The following is a 16,758-nucleotide window of genomic DNA, read 5'->3' as shown; positions in this document are numbered from 1 at the left end:
CCGGGCAGTATCTCCCCGCAGACTGCGGTCCCGCTGTGAATGTCCGCACACAGCGCCCTCAGAAGAGAGTCAGGTCATCGATCGTGATCTGCTCGCTGCTGGCGTTCTGAAGGGTGACGGTGACCAGGTCGACGCGGGTGAGGTCGATCCGGGCGTCGCGGTCGTCGGCCAGCGACGCGCACCGCGGCTCCGCGGCGCCGGGCGCCGTCGACTCGGTCGCCGTGACGTCCGTGGTGGCCCCGTTGGTGTCGCGCAGCTCGAACCTCAGGCGAGCGCCGCCGTCGGGGTCGAGCACCGACAGGCACAGCCGGGTGGACGCGCTGAGGTCGACCGGCCGCCCGTACAGGTAGACGGCCGCACTCGGCTTCTCCCCCGTGCGGTGCAGCACGAGCACACCGTCGCGGGTCTCGAGCCGCGCGCCGCCCGCAGGCTCGGCCGGGTCCGCGGCGGAGAAGTCGGACAGCGTGCCGGGTGCGAGGCGCGGGTGGTCGGGCGCGGGCAACGGGTCGGGGACGAACGGTTCCCGCGCGGCGAGCAACGGGCCGGACGTCACCGGAGGCGCCGCCTGGAACGCGGCACGCAGCTTCGCGGCCACCGGACGCCTGCCGCGGCCGTCCATCGGCTGGAGCCCGAAGGTGTTCACGCCTGCGATGGGGGTGAAGTTGTCCGCGGCCGACCACCACGCCGCCCCCGAGAGGTAAGGGTCGCTCTTCAGCGCGGACCAGACGGCGTCGAACAGCTCCGCCTGCCGGTCCGCCTTGACGTCGCGCGGTCCGGCATAGGCGCCGAACTCAGTCACCCAGACCGGCTGCCGCGGATCCGCGGCGTGCACGTCGGCGAGGAAGCCTGCCACCCGGCGGGTCACGCCGTCGGGCGCGTCGTCGTCGAACGTGCCCGCGTAGACGGTGTAGCCGGCGACGTCGACCTGGTGGCGGCTCGGGTCGTCCGCACCGGGGCGGTCGGCGGCCGCCGACTGGGTGACCAGCCTGCCGTCCGGGTAGCGCAGACGTAGGTCCCGCACCAGGCGGTTCAGGTAGGCCGCGCGGGCGTTCTGCGCGCGGGCCTCGTTGACGGCGCTCCACGCGAGCACGGACGGCCGGTTGCGATCCCGGAAGATCATCTCGCGCCACATCTGGTCGGCGATGCGGCGCCGCTCCTGGTCGGCGAACGCGTACGCGTCCGTCCACCACATCGGGATCTCCTCGATCACGGCGAGCCCGATGCGGTCGGCGAGCAGGTAGGTCATGGCGCTGTTCGGGTAGTGCGCGGTGCGCAGCAGCGTGGCGCCGGTGTCGCGGATGCGGCTCAGGTCGGCGGCGAGCCGGTCGAGGTCGGTGGTGGTGCGGCCGGTGTCGGGCCACTCCTCGTGCCGGTTGAGCCCGACGAAGCGCGCCGCGCGCCCGTTGAGCAGCACCTGCGGCCCGTCGGCCGCCACGCCGACCGTGCGCAGTCCGACCTGCGTGGCGTAGCGGTCACCGGGGATCGATGCGGTGAGGACGTACAGCGCAGGGGCCTCGGGCGACCAGAGCCACGGCCGCGCCACCTCCAGCGTCACGCGCACGACCGTGTGACCGCTGGCCCGCTCCACGGTCCGGCCGGTCTCCTCGGCGGCCGCCACGGCGCCGGCGAGGTCGGCGGGCCGGCGGGCGGTGAGCAGTTCCGGACGCACGTCGGCATGGGCGAGCTGCAACGTCAAGTCCTCCGGGGCGAGGTCCGGTCCCGCGACCAGCGTGACGTCGAGGCCGACCCGCTCGCGGGGGTCGATGCCCGGCAGCGCACGGGGAACGGCGTCGAGGCGCGCGATGCCACCGGCCGGGACGTACTCCAGGTAGACCTCCTGCAGGATGCCCGTGTAGTTCACCCAGTCGACGGTCTGTGCGGGCACGGTGCCGGCGTACGGGCCGAGCGGCGGGTTGTCGATCCGCACGGAGATCGTGAGCGGGCCTGGCCGCTCCCGCATCGCGTCGGTCACGTCGACGACGAACGGGGTGTAGCCACCCTCGTGGTAGCCGACCCACCGCCCGTTGATCCAGACGTCGGCGATCGACGACACCGCCGCGAAGACCAGGCGCACCCGCTCCCGATCGGCGGGAGCGGGCGCGTCCACGGTGCGCCGGTACCAGACGCCACCCTGGTACTCCTCCGGCGGATCGGCCCCGTGGAGCTCGTTCTCCGGGGACGGCACGGGGTGGCGCGTCCACCCGCTGTCGTCGTAATCGGGGTTCTGCCGGCCACCGGCCCGCTGCTCGATCTCGGGCAGCGACCTCGCCCGGTCGGTGAGCGACAGCTCGTGATCGGCCTCGACGCGCTGGCTGCGCCAGGTGCCGCCGAGATCGACGCGGTGCCGGTCGGGCTGCCACTCCAGCGACGGCAGCACGTCCCCGGCCGCGACCGGCACGCCGTGGTCGGTGACGTCGAGCGTCGGCCGCAGGCTCGCCACGTCGCGGGCGACGAACGGGTCCGGGGCGCGCGGCCCGGTCTCGTCCTCCCCCTGGATCACGAGCGCCGCCGTGATCAGGACGACGACGCCGAGCGCTCCGAACAGAACGTGCGTGGGCAGGATGCCGACGAGGTGAGCCCGGGTCATCGATCCACGAGGAGCGGTTGCGGCGGTGGCCCCGGTTCCGGGTAGTAGTCGCGGGGCCGTCCCGAGCCGTCGACGCTCGCGAGGATGCGCAGGCCCGTGCGCTCGATCACGTGGTAGCTCAGCCACGCCACGGCCAACGTGACGGCGAAGACGATCGCCGCGGCGATCAGGAAGGCCGGTCCACCCTGTTTGGGGGGTAGCAGCCCGTTGTCGGCGAGCACGCGCTGCACCGGCTCCTGCCACAGGTAGATCCCGTAGCTGATGGTGCCCATGAACACCATCGGCTTCGACCCCAGCCAGCGCGGCTGGCGGGGGGCGAGCGTGGTGGAGGCCAGCAGGAACGTGCAGGCCGCGCCGGCGAACGTGTGCTGGGTGATCGACACCTGGTCGCCGTCGGCGTGCACGAGGACGGACAGGTAGACGAAGCCGCCCGCCACCGCGAGCACGGCGATCCGGCCGAGCCGCGCGCGGATCTTGAAGCCACTCGCCGCGAGGATCGACAGGAGCAGGCCGAGCGCGAACACATCGAGCTTGGCGAGCGGGTTGAACCACGCCGACCACGAGTCGTGCGGGAAGTGCCGGACGTAGGCGGCCCAGACGCGGTAGCCGATGCTCAGCAGCATCAGCGCGACGACCCCAGCGACCAGCACGAGGTAGCGGACGCCCATCGATCCGATCCGGGGGACATACCGCTGCGCCAGGCTGCCCAGCACCCCGAGCAGCACGAAGAAGTGCATCTCGCACGCCAGCGTCCAGGCCGGGCCATTGGTGTAGAAGATCCGGTCGTCGCTGTAGACGTGGGTGAACGTCAGGTGCAGCACGAGGTCGCGCAGGTCACCGGGGAACTCCGGGTTGGTGATCGACCAGACGAGCAGCACCACGGTCAGGTACAGCGGCATCAGCCGCGCGAGCCGGCGCAGCACGAACATCTTCGCCGAGCGCTGTGAACCCATGCCCAGCGCGGCCCGCGCGAACGGCAACCCCAGCAGCAAGCCCGAGAGCACGAAGAACATGTCCACGGCGAGGTCGCTGTAGAGCATCAGGTCGTGCCACACGGTGCCCTCGAGCGGCCAGTACCGGAGGCGGTTGTACTGGTAGGCGTGGAACGTGAGCACCGCGACCGCGGCCACGGCGCGGTACCCGTCGAGGGCGAACCGCTCGGAACTCTTCTTCGCCGCCGGAGCCGGAGCCGTCACGACCTCGCCTCGGCGACCGGGCGGGGCGTGATCACCCAACGACGCTCACCGGTGAGCTCCTTGAGCTGTGCCACCCGGGCGATGGTGTTGCGCAGCTCGGTGTAGGCCGGCGCCAGCAGCAGGTAGCCGAGGAACCACCGGCGGTGCCGACGGACCTCGGGCGCGGCCAGCCGCCACGCGAACAGCGCCTGCGCCGGGCCGATCGAGAACGTGTAGATCGAGGACAGCACCAGGCTCGGCACGAGGAAGTCCAGCTCAGTGACGCCGCCCGCCCGCCACGCCATGAACGCGAGCACCGGGAGGATGAGCAGCGAGATCCACGGGTAGGCCTCGCGCCACCCGAGCAGGAACGCCATGCCCAAGCGGTTGCGCACCGTCAGGTTGTCGCTGCGCAGCCCGTCCTCCAGGTGGCGCCGCGCCACCTGGAACCAGCCCTGTGCCCACCGGATGCGCTGGTGCCACAGCGCGCCGAACGTCGCGGGGGCCAGCTCGTAGGAGAGCAACCCCGGGTCGTTGACGACGGTGTGCCCGTGCAGGATCAGCCGGATCGACGAGTCGATGTCCTCGGTGAGCATCTCGGCGCGCATCCGCGTCCCGTGCAGGACGCTCGTGCGCCAGTACCCGTTCGATCCGCCGAACACGCCGAACCCGTGCAGGCTGGCCCGCCCGGGATGGCTCACGGCGTAGATCGACTCGAACTCCACTGCCACCGTGCGCGCCACCAGCGACGCCTGCCCGTTCCGGACGACGCAGTGGCCCTGCACGACGTCCGCGCCGTGGGAGAGCCAGCGCCACGCGCGGGTGAGCGCGTCCCGACGCGGGTGGTGATCGGCGTCGAAGATCGCGGTGAACTCGCCGTTCACGACCTGCATGGCGGCGTTGACGTTCTGCGCCTTCGAGGTGGAGAACGGCACCCGCATCACGACCAGCCGCCGGTCGGTGGCGGCCATCGCCTGCAGCTCCTCCTCCACCTGCATCGGGCGCGGCGTGTTGTAGGCGAGGATCACCTGCAGCTGACCCGGATAGTCCTGGGCGAGGACGTACCGCAGGGTCTCGATGATCGTCGCCGCCTCGTTGGGGAGGTATGCCGGGATCACCACCGACGCCCTCGGGTACGCCGACGCGGGCCGTTCGGGTGGCCGCGGCGGGTCGAGGGCCCGGAAGTTCTCCATCCAGATGACCGTCGCCGTGAACACGAGCGCCGCCATCACGGCGTAGTAGGCGGGCATGGCCAGGTCGACGCCGAGCAGGTCGGCGCCCAGCAGCACGGCCAGCGGCACCCCGATGCCGATCGCGAACGTCGCCATCACCTGCAGCGCCGTCCGTAGCTGCGTGTTCTTACGAGCGCCGTCCTCGTGCGGCGGGGCCGACAGGGCCGGCGTCCACCGCCGTGGCACCAGGTCCATCTGCTGCGTGGCGGCGTCGGCGGCGGCTCCCGCGCGTCCCGCCATCGCCGCGAGGTCGCGGCGCTGCGCGGGCGGCCCGTCCACCGCGCTCGTCCAGCCGATGACGGGCGTGACGCGCACCAACTCGCCGTAGACAACCAGCTCGCGCTTGGCGAGCCTGCCGATCACGCGTTCAAGGCGCTCGTGCACATGGGTTCGCGCCGTGTTCCACAGCAGCACGAGCAGACCGCCGCGGCCGTCGGAACCCATGCGGTCGGCGTCGGTCAGCTCGCCGTCGACCATCCAGGCGACCTGGCCGATCAGCTCGTCGAGGCCGCGGCGACCGAATCGCGACTCGATCCGGTCGCGCTCGACCAGCTGCAACGCGACGATCGCCGCGGGGCGGCGGCTGCGTCGCGGACGTGCAAGGACGTGCCCGGCCTCCTGGAACCACTCGGAGTGGGAACGCAGAGCTGGGTGTGCCGGTGCCGCGACACGTTGCAGGGGAGCGGTGTCGTCGAGCAGCGGGGGGCGGGAGGGCATCGTTGCCGCAGGGTCGGGCTTTTCATGGATCCGGGGCGGAACCGCCGCCGGATCGATGACGTCCGTCATGCGGGGAACTCCATATGGGGGATGGGTCGTACACCAACCGCGCCACCGTTCCAACACGCACAGTCGCGTGCAACCCCGGATCGTTCACACTAACGGGCGATGCGATGAGGCTCGCCTTACCAGCGACGAGCGGTCCACCTACGGTCAGCGACCGCGTCCAGTGGTGCGAACGGATGAGCGAGTTACGCCTGTCCGGAGTAAGCGCCCGCTCGGCGCGTGTCCCGAACCGGAAGTCCGGTGCATAAATCGGCGGATCCAGGTTTCCGCTGGGCGTGCCGGCGAGCCGGCCTCGTACCGGGCGTACTCGGCCGGATCGCCGGTGCGCCCAGCGGGAAGCTGGGCCGTCGAGTTATGTGGTGGACTGCCGGTTCGGGACACTAGCCCTCTGGCGGTGTCCAACGATCGGTGCGCCCCATCCCGGCGGCCCGGCCCTTGCCCGCGATGACGAGCGCCATCTTGCGGCTCGCCTCGTCGATCATCTCGTCGCCGATCATCGCCGCACCGCGCTTGCCGCCCGCCTCGGACGTGTACCAGTCGTAGGCGTCGAGGATGTTCTCGGCGTGGTCGTAGTCCTCCTGCCGCGGGCTGAAGGTCTCGTTCGCGGCGTCGATCTGGCCGGGGTGCAGCACCCACTTGCCGTCGAAGCCGAGCGCGGCCGATCGGCCGGCCACCCTGCGGAAGCCGTCGACGTCCTTGATCTGCAGGTAGGGCCCGTCGATCGCCTGCTTGTCGTGGGCGCGGGCAGCCATGAGGATGCTCATGAGGATGTGGTGGTACGCGTCGCCCACGTCGTAGCCGGGCGGCTGCTCCCCCACCACCAGCGACTTCATGTTGATCGACGCCATGAAGTCGGCGGGACCGAAGATGATCGTCTCGACCCGCGGTGACGCCGTGGCGATCGCGTTGACGTTGACGAGCCCCAGCGCGTTCTCGATCTGCGCCTCGATGCCGATCTTCCCGACCTCGTAGCCCATCGTCTTCTCGATCTGCGTGAGCAGCAGGTCGAGTGCTATGACCTGCTCGGCCGTCTGCACCTTCGGCAGCATGATCGCATCCAGGTTCGCGCCCGCGCCCTCGACGACCTCGGTGACGTCGCGGTAGGTCCACTCGGTGGTCCAGTCGTTCACCCGGACCACGCGGATCCTCTCGCCCCAGCCGCCCTCGTTCAGCGCCTCGACGATCGTCTTGCGGGCGCCCGGCTTGGCCAGCGGCGCACAGGCGTCCTCCAGGTCGAGGAAGACCTGGTCGGCGTTCAGGGTGCGGGCCTTGTCGATGAACTTCTGGCTCGATCCCGGCACGGCGAGGCAGGACCGGCGGGCGCGGAGCTGGGAGGTGGTCACTTCGGCGACTCCTCGTCGAGTGCGGCACGGGCTGCGCCGATGCTGACACGGGCGTGGGCGGCGACGATCCCTGAGGTGATGGGTCTCTCAGCCTAGGCTCTCGGCCATGGGCATTGACCGGGTCTTCGTCGCGCGCCTGGTCGGTCTCGCCGTGTTCGGGCCGGACGGGGAGCGCATCGGCAGGGTGCGTGACCTCGTCGCTTCACTGCGCGTCGACGCGAACCCGCCGCGGGTGCTCGGTGCTGTGGTCGAGCTCGCCACCCGGAGGCGCATCTTCGTGCCGATGCTGCGGGTCACCGCGATCGACCCCGCCGCCGTCACCCTCGCGACGGGCTCAGTCAGCCTCCGCGGCTTCGCGCAGCGCCCGAACGAGGGTCTACTGGTCGGCCAGCTGCTCGACGCACGGGTCCGGCTCGTCGACACCGGCGAGGAGGCCGTAGTCGTCGACGCCGCGATCGAGCCGACCCGCTCGAGGGACTGGGTGGTCGGGCGCCTCGCCGTGCGCGTCCGCCGCCACCGGCTGGGCAGGCGCGAGCCGGTACAGGTGCTGCCGTGGCGGGCCGTCACGGGGCTCTCGCTCACCGACCGGCAGGGCACCGAGGGCCTGCTCGCCGTGTTCGAGTCGATGCGGCCGGCCGACGTCGCGGCCGCGCTGTCGGAGCTGCCGGAGAAGCGCCAGCACGAGGTGGTCGACGGCCTCGACGACGAGCGGCTCGCCGACGTCTTCGAGGAGCTGTCCGAGGCCGACCAGCGCGCACTGCTCGCGCACCTGTCCCCTGAGCGCGCGGCGGACGTCCTGGAGGCCATGGCACCCGACGACGCCGCGGACCTGCTGCACGAGCTGCCCGACGCCGAGTCGGACGCGCTGCTCGCCCTGATGGAGCCCGAGGAGTCGGAGCCGGTGCGGCGGCTGATGAGCTACTCGCCACACACCGCGGGCGGCCTCATGACCCCGGAGCCGGTCATCCTGCGCCCGGACGCCACCGTGGCCGAGGCACTCGCGCGGATCCGCAACCCCGACATCCCGCCCGCGCTGGCCAGCATGGTGTTCGTCTGCCGGCCACCGTCGGAGACGCCCACCGGCCGCTACCTGGGGTGCGCGCACGCCCAGCGCCTGCTGCGGGCGGCGCCGTTCGAGCTCGTGGCAGGCGTCGTCGACACCGAGCTGGCCCGCCTCTCGCCGGACGCGACCCTCGGCGAGGTCACCCGCTACTTCGCGGCGTACAACCTGGTGGCGGGGCCGGTCGTCGACGCGGAGGACCACCTGCTCGGCGCCGTCACGGTGGACGACGTCCTCGACCACCTGCTCCCACCCGACTGGCGGGACCGCCTGACCGAACCGGACGACATGACAAGGGAGGCGTCGGATGCCTGAGATCACCACGAGTCGGCGGCTCGACCAGCCCCTACTCGGCCGGACCCGGTTCGAGGTCGACCCGGAGTGGTTCGCCCGCCTGTCCGAGAAGGTCGCCCGGTTCCTCGGCACCGGTCGGTTCCTCGCGATCCAGACCGTCCTGGTCATCGTGTGGATCATCCTGAACCTGACGGCGTGGATCGGGAGCTGGGACCCCTACCCGTTCATCCTGCTCAACCTGGCCTTCTCCACACAGGCCGCGTACGCGGCGCCGCTCATCCTGCTCGCGCAGAACCGGCAGGATGACCGGGACCGCATATCGCTGGAGGAGGACCGCGCCCGGGCCGAGCGGACGAAGGCCGACACCGAGTACCTGGCCAGGGAGCTCGCTGCGCTGCGCATCGCGGTCGGCGAGGTGGCCACCCGCGACTACCTGCGAGGCGAGCTCGACAAGCTGTGCGACCGGCTCGGCGGCGGCCCCGACCCGGCCACCGAGCGCGCCAAGGTTCGCGGGCGCGCGGTGCGGGAAGCCGGCAGCTAGTGTCCCGAACCGAAAATCCACCACATAACTCGACGGCCCAGCTTCCCGCTGGGCGCACCGGCGAACCGGCCGAGTACGCCCGGTACGAGGCCGGCTCGCCGGCACACCCAGCGGAAACCTGGATCCGCCGATTTATGCACCGGACTTCCGGTTCGGGACACTAGACTAGACGAGGCGGCTGCTGATCCGCTCAAGCGCCCGCAGTTCGGCCTCGTCGAGCCGGTTGACGAAGTGGCGGGCGACGCCACGCAGGTGGGTGCGCGATGCGGTGCGCAGGCGGTCGAGGCCCGCGTCGGTGAGCCGGGCGGCGACCCCGCGCCCGTCGCTCTCCACCGGGCAGCGAGCCACGAGCCCGCCCTTCTCCAGCCGGTCGACGAGGCGGGTGACACCGGAGCGCGACAGCAGCACGGCGTCGGCGAGCTCGGTCATCCGCAGCCGCCGGTCCGGGGCCTCGGCCAGCTGCACGAGCACGTCGTAGGAGGCGAGCGGGAGATCCTGCTCGGCGATCAGCTCGGCTTCGAGGGCCCGCGTGACAGCCGCGTGGGCCCGTAGGAACGCCCGCCACGCCGCCAGCTGCGCACTGGTGGGGGCCGATCGCGATCGTCCCGCGTCGGGCGCTCTGGTCGCCGCGGTGTCCGTCACAGGGAATCATGCTACGGAGCCCCGCCGACAAGAGGACAGACGTTCAGCGACCGGACGTACAGTGGACGAAATGGGCGCGGCTGCCGCGCCTGGCAGGGTCGCGCCGTCGATGGAAGGTCCAGCGGAACCTCTGATGTCCACCACCGAGAGCACCACCACCATCGAGCAGGCCGTCCGGGCCGCGCTCGCCACCGTCGACGATCCCGAGATCCACAAGCCGATCACCGACCTCGGCATGGTGAAGGGCGTCGACATCGCGCAGGACGGCAGCGCCCACATCGGCGTCTACCTCACCGTCGCGGGCTGCCCGATGCGCTCGACGATCATCTCGCGGGTCACGGAGGCCGTCTCGAAGGTCTCGGGTGTCACCGCGGTCGAGGTCGAGCTCGACGTGATGAGCGACGAGCAGCGCCACGAGCTGCGCCGCAGCCTCCGCGGTGACGCGGCCGACCCGGTGATCCCGTTCGCCCAGCCCGGCTCGCTCACCCGCGTCTACTGCGTGGCGTCGGGCAAGGGCGGGGTCGGCAAGTCGTCGGTCACGGTCAACCTGGCCGCGGCGATGGCCGCGAAGGGCCTGAAGGTCGGCGTGGTGGACGCCGACATCTACGGCCACTCGGTGCCGCGGATGCTCGGCACCGCCGACAAGCCCACCAAGGTCGACGACATGATCATGCCGCCGCAGGCGCACGGCGTGAAGGTCATCTCGATCGGCATGTTCACCCCGGGCAACGACGCCGTGGTCTGGCGCGGGCCGATGCTGCACCGCGCGCTGCAGCAGTTCCTCGCCGACGTCTTCTGGGGCGACCTCGACGTCCTGCTCCTCGACCTGCCCCCCGGCACCGGCGACATCGCGATCTCCACCGCGCAGCTCGTGCCCAACGCGGAGCTGCTGGTCGTCACCACTCCGCAGACGGCCGCCGCCGAGGTGGCCGAGCGGGCCGGCTCGATCGCCCTGCAGACCCGCCAGCGGCTCGCGGGCGTGGTCGAGAACATGTCCTGGATGGAGCTGCCCGACGGCACCCGCATGGAGGTGTTCGGCTCGGGCGGCGGGCAGGCGGTGTCCGACTCGCTCACCCGGATCATCGGCGCCCCGGTGCCGCTGCTCGGCCAGGTGCCGCTGGAGCCCCAGCTGCGCGAGTGCGGCGACGCCGGCACCCCGATCGTCCTGTCCGAGCCGGACAGCCCGGCGGCGACGGCCCTGCGGGCGGTGGCGGAGAAGCTCACCGTGCGCTCCCGTGGGCTCGCCGGGATGAGCCTGAACATCTCCCCGGTCCGCAAGTAGTCCACCCGCGGGCGAGCCGCGCAGGCCCCGAGACCCCGCAGGTCGAGTAGCGCCGTCCCTACTCGACCAGCGGAGGGGCGGCGAGGCGGTAGGTGCTGCCGCTGCTCCCGGGCAGCCACGCGTCCGGCAGCGCGGCGGCGAGCGCGTGTTGCGCGCGCCAGCCGGTGCAGTGAGCAGGCACCACCATGTCGGGAGCCAGCTCGGTGAGCGCGACGATCGTCGGCGGGATCACCGGCTCGAACGCGGGGCCCGACAGGTGCAGCCCGCCGAGCAGCGCGCACAGCCGGTCGACGCCGGTGAGCCGCCGCGCGTGTCGAACGATGTTCACCGCGCCGGCGTGACCGCAGCCGGTGAGCACGACCAGCCCCCGGCCCCGGACGTGCACGACGAGTGCCTGGTCGTCCTGCACGAGGGGGTCGTGTTCCCAGCCGGAGCCGGTCCACGCCTGGTGCGGCGGTGGCATCCCGTGTTCGAACTCCGTGGTGCGGTCGATCTCGCCGGTGATCAGCACGCTGCCGTGGACCAGCAGCGACGGCTCGCGGCGCTCGATCACCTCGAAGCCCTCGCCCTCCAGGGCGCGCTTGGAGAGCGTCGGGAGCTCGAACACCTCGCGGTTCGGCGGGGCGAGCCGCCTGCGCGTCCAGGCCACGGGGTGTAACACCATCGGCATTGCTCGCCAGCGGCGGGCGGCGAGCCCGGCGAGGCCACCGGCGTGGTCGAAGTGGCCGTGGCTGAGCACGACCCCGTGCACCTCGGACAGGTCGACGCCCATCCGGTCGGCGTTGACGACCATGCCGTCCGGCGACAGGCCGGTGTCGAACAGCAGGCTGGTCGTGCTCGTCCCCCGGCGCACGGTGACGAGCGCGGCGAAGCCGTGTTCGGCGCGCAGCCCGACGTCGGTGCTCCCGCCCTCGAACTGCGCAGCGGTGACCCGGCCGTTCCCGAAGTCCGCCCGCGTGACGCGGTCGTCGCTCGTGAGCAGGCCGTCGAAGACGTTGTCGACGAGCGTGGTGATGCGCACCTCGTCGACGGGCTGCAGCGCGATCGGGTCGACCGCGACGCCCTCCGCCTTCCGCGGAACGCTCGCGAACACCTCGGCCGCGTCGCCGCCCTCACACATGGCGGCCACGGTAGCGGGATTCCGGAGCTGGGGACCCCTCCCCGTCGCGTCGAGAACCATGGGCGGCGGCGAGGAGAACGCCGAGCCCGTGAGCGAGAGGTGACATCGTGACGAGCGAGCGGCCCGGCCCCTACCAACCGCAGCCGGGCCATGGCCCGTTCCCCGGCTACGGCGCCCCGGTCTGGTACGGCCCGCCTCCGCCCGTGCCACCGGCCGGCCCGACCCGGCCACGGCTGGTCTGGGTCGTGCTCACCTGGGTGCTGTTCGCGGCCGTGACGGCGTCGATCTCGACCTGGGGTTTCCTCGGGTTGCAATCAGGGATCACCACCGCGCTCCCGATCCGGACGTTCGCCAGCGGCGAGATCGTCATCATCGGTCTCGACCCGGCGGAGGCGCCTGCGATCTACGTCGGGATCGACGCCCCTGGGCGCGACTTCGGGTTCAACGTCGGGCAGCCGTTCTCCAGCCCGGTCGACGCCAGCTGCAGGATCTCCGGCGATGGTCAGGACCCGAGCCTCGTCCAGCCCGAACGGACGGTCAGTCTCACGGCGGACGGCGTCGAGTGGCACCAGATCCTGCTGATCGACGCACCCCGGGCCTACGACATGTACGTGGTCCGGTGCGAGGGCGATGGTGTGCAGTTCGGCGTCGGGCGCGACCTGCCGGACGGCTTCCTCACCCGCATCTTCGGGCCGCCGGCCGTCATCTTCGCGGCGGTGGTGATCGCCGCTGTGGTCACGATCGTCGTGCTGACCAAGCGCGCCGCCGCGCGGAGGCCGCTCCCGCCGCCGATCTGGCGGAGCCCGACCATCCCCTGAGCGTCGTCAGGCGCGGAGCGCCTCGTCCCAGATGGCCACCGCCTCGTCCACCTGCTGGGCCGTGACGACCAGCGGCGGGATCATCCGCACGACGTTGCCGTGCGGCCCGCACGTGAGCAGGAGCAGGCCCTTCTCCGCCGCGGCCGCGTGGGCACGGGTGGCGGCGGCGGTGTCCGGGGTGCCGTCCGGCGTGCAGAACTCGTTGCCGACCATCAGGCCGAGCCCGCGGACGTCGGCGATGCCCGGGTGGTCGGCCGCCACCTTCTGCAGGCCGTCGCGCAGGCGCAGGCCCTGCTCGGCAGCGTTCGCGACGAGCCCCTCCCCCTCGATGACGTCGAGCGTGGCGAGCGCGGCAGCACAGGCCACCGCGTTGCCGCCGTAGGTGCCGCCCTGCGAGCCCGGCCACGCCGTGGCCATCAGCTCCTCGCGGGCGGCGATGCCGGACAGCGGGAAGCCGCTGGCCAGCCCCTTCGCCGTGATCAGGATGTCCGGGGTGAGGCCATCGGTGTGCTGGTGGCCCCAGAACCGGCCGGTGCGCCCGAAACCGGTCTGCACCTCGTCGGCGATCAGCAGGATGCCGTGCGCGTCGGCTCGCTCGCGCAGCCCGGCGAGGAACGCGGGCGAGGTGGGCACGTAGCCGCCCTCGCCCAGCACCGGCTCGATGACGAACGCCGCGACGTCGGCGGCAGGGGCTGCGGTGACGAGCAGCCGGTCCAGCTCGCGCAGGCAGAACGCGACCGTCTCCTCCTCGCTCCAGCCGTACCGGAACGCGTACGGGAACGGCGCGAAGGCGACCCCGCCCATCATCGGCCCGATCCCCGCCCGGATCTTCGCCCCTGATGTGGTGAGCGCGGCCGCTCCCATCGTCCGCCCGTGGAAACCGCCGTCGAACGCGACGACGAGCGGGCGGCCGGTGGCGTGGCGGGCGAGCCGCACCGACGCCTCCACGGCCTCACTGCCCGAGTTCAGGAAGAACACGCTGTCGAGGCCGGCGGGGAGCACGTCGCCCAGGCGCTCGGCCAGCCGTAGCAGCGGCTGGTGCATGACGGTCGTGTACTGGCCGTGGATGAGCGTGGCCACCTGCTCCTGGGCGGCCGCGACGACCCGGGGGTGGCAGTGCCCGGTGCTCGTGACGCCGATCCCGGCGGTGAAGTCGAGGTAGCGGCGACCGTCGAGGTCGTACACGTGCACGCCTTCGCCACGGGCGACCTGCACGGGCGTCGCCTGCTTGAGCGCCGGGGACAGATGGGCCATGCCTACTCCTCAGGTGTTGTCTGATTGTCGACAATCCTGCTCGATGGAAGCATGCAGAGCGGTCCGGGGGCAAGGGCCACTACTCGAGCCACTCCGTGACGAACTCGTCGTTGGCGTGGATGTTCGTCATCACCAGCCGGTCGGGGCCGGTGTTCACGAACTTGTGCGGCGTCCACGGCGGCACGACGAGCACCTGGCCGGCGCGGGCGGTCAGCCGCTCACCGGCGACCGTGAACTCCGCCTCGCCACTGTGCATCACGAACGTCTCGTCGTAGGGGTGCTGGTGGAGGCGTGGGCCTGCGCCCGGCCGATCGGTGTCGACGAGGATCACCGAGACGGCCGCGCCGTGGTCGCGACCGGCGAACTGGCCGGTCATGGCACCGTCGACGAGGAAACTGAGTACGGCTGGAGCGGTCATGCCCTCAGATGGTGCTCCCGCCGGAGGTCCGCGGCTAGGCGGGTACCGCCGGCGGGATCGATGGTTCCGGCGCCAGTATCCGCTCCACGGCATCGGCCATGTGCGCCTCCAGCACGGCCGTCATCCGCTCGGCGTCGCCGGCGCGCACGGCGTCGCGCAACTCGCGGTGCTCCGAGATCAGCGCGGCGGCCGGCGGGAGGGTCTCCTGCAGGGCGGCGAGGCACATCCGGGTCTCGACGAGCAGCGTGTCGGCCATGCGGCGCAGCCGCGGGCTGCCCGACGCGGCCACGAACTCGGCGTGGAAGGCGTGGTCGGCGTCGGCGAGCGCGACGGGGTCGTCCGCGGCGGCCTCCATCCGGGCCAGCGCGGCGGTCAGGCGCTCCGCCGCGGCCGCCCGGTCGCCCGCGAGCAGCAGCAGCCCTGCGGCCCGCTCGATCGCGGTGCGGGCGGTGTAGACGTCACGCACGTCGGCCGCGTCCAGCTCCCGCACGAAGAGCCCGCGGTGGCGCTCGCTGCGCAGCAGCCCCTCCGCCACGAGCCGTTGCATCGCCTCCCGCAGCGGGCCGCGGCTCACCCCGAGCCGGGCGGCGAGTTCCACCTCGCCGAGCTGGGTGCCCGGCGGGAAGGTGCCACGCATGATCGCCGTGCGGATCCGCTCGGCGACTATGGCGGCGGTGGATCGTCGCTCGACCGGCTCCAGCTCACTGAGGTCCAAGTGATCCCCCTGATCAACCGGCGAACAGCGCACCGAAGCCGGGACGCGGCGCGTCCGCCCCTGCGAGGCGAAGGCCCTGCCAGATGCTCACCTGGTTGGCCGTGAGCACCGGCTTGCCGACGCGGGCGTCCAGCGCGTCGAGCAGCCCGATCGTGTGCAGCGCGGTGTCGGGCAGCAGCACGGCCTGCGCGTCCGGGTGGTCGGCGGCCGCAGCGAACTCGAGCACGGTCTCCCGCGGGAGGGTGCCGACCTCGGCGGCGGTGATGATCCCCTTGGCCGACAGCGAGAGCACTTCGATCCCGGCGACGCCGAGGAATGCGACGAACCGCTCCGCGACGTCGTCGGGGTAGGTGGCGCCCACCGCGACCCTGCTGACGCCCAGCCGCGCGCACGCGTCGACGAACGCGAACGACGTGCTGGACGCCGGCACGCCGGCCACCGCGCCGAGCGCCTCGACCTGGGCGGTGGCGCCGTCCCAGCCGAAGACGAAGCTCCCGCTCGTGCAGGCCCACACCACGGAGTCGAGGGAGGCGCCGAGCGTCCGCACGCCGTCGGCCAGCACGTCGTCGCCACCGATGTCGAGCAGCGCGTCCACGCGGTGCGCGTCCTCGCGCATGAGGGTGTGCACCAGCGGCAACCGCGGGCCGCCGAGCAGCGATTCGGCGAGCGGATAGTCGTCCTCCGCGGAGTAGCCGGGGTAGAGGATCCCGACGGTGGGGGCGGTCATGCGGCTCCTGGGGTGAGGTGGTCGTGGCTGGCGAGCAGGCTGCCGCCGCCCACTGCATCGCGGCCCATGGCGCGCAGTGCGGCCCACATGGTGACCTGGTTGGCGGTGAGCACCGGCTTGCCGAGCGCCTGCTCGAGGGGCTCGATGAGGTCGTAGGTGGGCAGGTTGGTGCAGCTGATGAACAGGGCCTCGGCCGCGGGGTTGTCGGCGGCGCGCACGATCTCGACCACCTGCGAGTACGTGACCCGCCAGATGTTGCCGAGCAGGCCGAGTCCCTCGCTCGACACGGTGCTCACGCCGTGCTCGGCGAGGTAGGCGACCAGGCGGCGCGTGACCGGTTCGACGTACGGGGTGGCGATCGCCAGCCGGGAGACGCCGAGCACTTTGAGCGCGGCGATCAATGCACCGGACGTGGTCCGCGCGACCGGGGCGCCCGCGTCCTCCATCGTGCGGCGCAGCACCTCTTCGCCCGCGGCACCCTCTACGAAGCTGCCGGACGTGCAGGCGTAGATGACCACGCCGGGCTCGGGGGTGAGCACGTCGCGAGTGGCGCGACGGACGGCTCGGCGGTCGCCGCACGCCACGGCCATCTCGACCGTGACCGGCGTGGTGAAGAACGGCAGGCGGGTGAGGTAGAGCGACACGTCCTCCGGTGCCCATCGCCACAGTTCGCGGTCGAGGGCGAAGTCGAACGGGGCGACCACTCCGATCCCCTGCTGGTGGTCGGGCTCGGTGAGACCGACCGAGAGCTCGGTGGGCACGGCCGG

15 protein-coding genes are annotated in these 16,758 nt (G+C 72.1%); 4 read left to right on the top strand and 11 right to left on the bottom strand.

Features of this window, described 5'->3' with window-relative positions; translation table 11 throughout:
* Window positions 1-58: 58 nt before the first annotated feature.
* The 4 genes from K1T35_RS05645 to K1T35_RS05630 all read right to left on the bottom strand — a co-directional run bounded on the left by K1T35_RS05645 (window position 59) and on the right by K1T35_RS05630 (window position 7,120).
* Window positions 59-2,587, bottom strand: a complete 2,529-nt coding sequence (locus tag K1T35_RS05645) for a glycoside hydrolase family 2 protein (RefSeq protein WP_220259115.1) — start codon at window positions 2,585-2,587, stop codon at window positions 59-61.
* Window positions 2,584-3,783, bottom strand: a complete 1,200-nt coding sequence (locus K1T35_RS05640; protein WP_220259114.1) for an acyltransferase — start codon at window positions 3,781-3,783, stop codon at window positions 2,584-2,586. Before K1T35_RS05640 ends, K1T35_RS05645 begins: the two co-directional genes overlap by 4 nt.
* On the bottom strand, window positions 3,780-5,780 hold the full coding sequence (locus K1T35_RS05635; protein ID WP_220259113.1) for a glycosyltransferase family 2 protein: 2,001 nt from the start codon (window positions 5,778-5,780) through the stop codon (window positions 3,780-3,782). The genes K1T35_RS05640 and K1T35_RS05635 overlap by 4 nt, the downstream gene beginning before the upstream one ends.
* Before the next feature lie 377 nt (window positions 5,781-6,157).
* Entirely contained in the window at window positions 6,158-7,120 is a 963-nt protein-coding gene (locus tag K1T35_RS05630; protein WP_220259112.1) for a CoA ester lyase, read from the bottom strand.
* A gap of 106 nt (window positions 7,121-7,226) precedes the next feature.
* Between K1T35_RS05630 and K1T35_RS05625 the strand changes: the two genes are divergently transcribed.
* Window positions 7,227-8,495, top strand: a complete 1,269-nt coding sequence (locus K1T35_RS05625) for a magnesium transporter MgtE N-terminal domain-containing protein (protein WP_220259111.1) — start codon at window positions 7,227-7,229, stop codon at window positions 8,493-8,495.
* On the top strand, window positions 8,488-9,015 hold the full coding sequence (locus K1T35_RS05620) for a DUF1003 domain-containing protein (protein ID WP_220259110.1): 528 nt from the start codon (window positions 8,488-8,490) through the stop codon (window positions 9,013-9,015). Before K1T35_RS05625 ends, K1T35_RS05620 begins: the two co-directional genes overlap by 8 nt.
* 165 nt (window positions 9,016-9,180) lie before the next feature.
* Here K1T35_RS05620 and K1T35_RS05615 read toward each other — a convergent pair whose 3' ends face one another.
* Window positions 9,181-9,657 carry a MarR family winged helix-turn-helix transcriptional regulator gene (locus K1T35_RS05615; protein ID WP_255621612.1) on the bottom strand — a complete coding sequence of 159 codons (477 nt, stop codon included), beginning with the start codon at window positions 9,655-9,657 and terminating at the stop codon, window positions 9,181-9,183.
* 133 nt (window positions 9,658-9,790) lie between these two features.
* Between K1T35_RS05615 and K1T35_RS05610 the strand changes: the two genes are divergently transcribed.
* Window positions 9,791-10,939 (top strand): Mrp/NBP35 family ATP-binding protein, encoded by a 1,149-nt coding sequence (locus tag K1T35_RS05610; RefSeq protein ID WP_220259109.1) that lies wholly within the window; start codon window positions 9,791-9,793, stop codon window positions 10,937-10,939.
* Window positions 10,940-10,997: 58 nt separating this feature from the next.
* Here K1T35_RS05610 and K1T35_RS05605 read toward each other — a convergent pair whose 3' ends face one another.
* On the bottom strand, window positions 10,998-12,059 hold the full coding sequence (locus K1T35_RS05605) for an MBL fold metallo-hydrolase (RefSeq protein ID WP_220259108.1): 1,062 nt from the start codon (window positions 12,057-12,059) through the stop codon (window positions 10,998-11,000).
* Window positions 12,060-12,166: 107 nt separating this feature from the next.
* On the opposite strand from K1T35_RS05605, the gene K1T35_RS05600 reads away from it, so the two are divergent.
* Window positions 12,167-12,877 (top strand): hypothetical protein, encoded by a 711-nt coding sequence (locus K1T35_RS05600; RefSeq protein WP_220259107.1) that lies wholly within the window; start codon window positions 12,167-12,169, stop codon window positions 12,875-12,877.
* Window positions 12,878-12,883: 6 nt separating this feature from the next.
* On the opposite strand, the gene K1T35_RS05595 is transcribed toward K1T35_RS05600, so the two are convergent.
* The 5 genes from K1T35_RS05595 to K1T35_RS05575 form a co-directional block, all read right to left on the bottom strand.
* Window positions 12,884-14,131: an aspartate aminotransferase family protein gene (locus K1T35_RS05595; RefSeq protein ID WP_220259106.1), complete on the bottom strand. Its 1,248-nt coding sequence runs from the start codon at window positions 14,129-14,131 to the stop codon at window positions 12,884-12,886.
* A 79-nt stretch (window positions 14,132-14,210) separates the two neighbouring features.
* Window positions 14,211-14,549: a cupin domain-containing protein gene (locus tag K1T35_RS05590; RefSeq protein WP_255621609.1), complete on the bottom strand. Its 339-nt coding sequence runs from the start codon at window positions 14,547-14,549 to the stop codon at window positions 14,211-14,213.
* Between the two features lie 34 nt (window positions 14,550-14,583).
* The gene (locus K1T35_RS05585) at window positions 14,584-15,264 is read right to left on the bottom strand and encodes a GntR family transcriptional regulator (protein WP_220259105.1); all 681 of its coding nucleotides are present in this window, start codon (window positions 15,262-15,264) and stop codon (window positions 14,584-14,586) included.
* 13 nt (window positions 15,265-15,277) lie between these two features.
* Entirely contained in the window at window positions 15,278-15,991 is a 714-nt protein-coding gene (locus K1T35_RS05580) for a maleate cis-trans isomerase (RefSeq protein WP_220259104.1), read from the bottom strand.
* The gene (locus K1T35_RS05575) at window positions 15,988-16,752 is read right to left on the bottom strand and encodes an Asp/Glu racemase (RefSeq protein WP_220259103.1); all 765 of its coding nucleotides are present in this window, start codon (window positions 16,750-16,752) and stop codon (window positions 15,988-15,990) included. The genes K1T35_RS05580 and K1T35_RS05575 overlap by 4 nt, the downstream gene beginning before the upstream one ends.
* Window positions 16,753-16,758 lie beyond the last annotated feature (6 nt).

Origin of the sequence: Pseudonocardia sp. DSM 110487, from assembly GCF_019468565.1 — a bacterium.
In the GTDB taxonomy this organism is placed as follows: Bacteria; Actinomycetota; Actinomycetes; order Mycobacteriales; family Pseudonocardiaceae; genus Pseudonocardia.
Note: the sequence above shows the minus strand (reverse complement) of the source record. Positions and strands in the feature narration are given on the sequence as shown.